This is a genomic window from Herbiconiux daphne (assembly GCF_024979295.1).
Classification (GTDB): domain Bacteria; phylum Actinomycetota; class Actinomycetes; order Actinomycetales; family Microbacteriaceae; genus Herbiconiux; species Herbiconiux daphnes.
The window spans coordinates 1-760 of record NZ_JANLCJ010000330.1 but is presented as its reverse complement, the minus strand read 5'-3'; the positions used below and the strand labels follow the sequence as shown (position 1 = coordinate 760).

Here is a 760-nt window from a genome sequence, read left to right as displayed (position 1 = left end):
ATGAACAAAGTATTGACCCAAGAAGAATTCGATATTTTGGTTGCTACTGAAAATGGGCATATGACTGAGGAGCAACTGCTCAACCATATGGAAGAACTAAACCCAGAAGATTATGGTTATAAACAAGAAGTTGCCTTGAAATATGATTGTGACAAGAAAGAAATATTAATTTATAGGAAAATAGAATAATGACAAAGAAACAAATAAAAGAAATTGAAAAACTCATGAAAAATTATGAGTATGAAGAATATGATGCTGAGAAAAAAGCACATACCTTCATTAAAAATGGTTGATGAGAACATTGAAGACTATGGATATATGATTCTGGGAAAATTGAGATTATATATTTGGAGGAACATGAAAATTTAAAAGATACTTTGACATTGACCCCCGAAGGTGAAAAAGCTATAAAAGATATTTTAAGGAGAAAATAATATGAAAGATAACGTAGGTATATTTTTGGGAAGGTTTCAGCCATTCCACAAAGGGCATGAAATAACAATCAGAAGAATGCTTGAAATGCATGACCATGTAAAGATAATTATCGGTTCGGCAGACAAGCACGGCACAGCAAGAAATCCATTCCATGCTCAAATTAGAGCCAACATAATAGACCGGTGAATTTTTGACAATGGGTTTCAAGACAGGATAACTTTCCATTTTCTCAGTGATTTGACGAATGAAAGCGACAACAGTCTTGAATGGGCTAAGAAATTATATGATGCCATTACATCAGTAATTGGCTTCTATCAAGCAGCTA

2 protein-coding genes are annotated in these 760 nt (G+C 33.3%); both read left to right on the top strand.

What is annotated here, in order from left to right; all coding sequences use genetic code 11:
• Positions 1–189 (top strand): hypothetical protein (locus tag N1032_RS25030; protein WP_259543268.1); only part of this gene is annotated, 189 nt, incomplete at its 5' end.
• A 246-nt stretch (positions 190–435) separates the two neighbouring features.
• Positions 436–621 (top strand): adenylyltransferase/cytidyltransferase family protein, encoded by a 186-nt coding sequence (locus N1032_RS25025; RefSeq protein ID WP_259543266.1) that lies wholly within the window; start codon positions 436–438, stop codon positions 619–621.
• Positions 622–760 lie beyond the last annotated feature (139 nt).

Coding starts and splice junctions, on each gene's coding strand:
- N1032_RS25025 (WP_259543266.1), top strand. CDS start 436: ATGAAAGATAACGTAGGTATATTTTTGGGAAGGTTTCAGCCATTCCAC.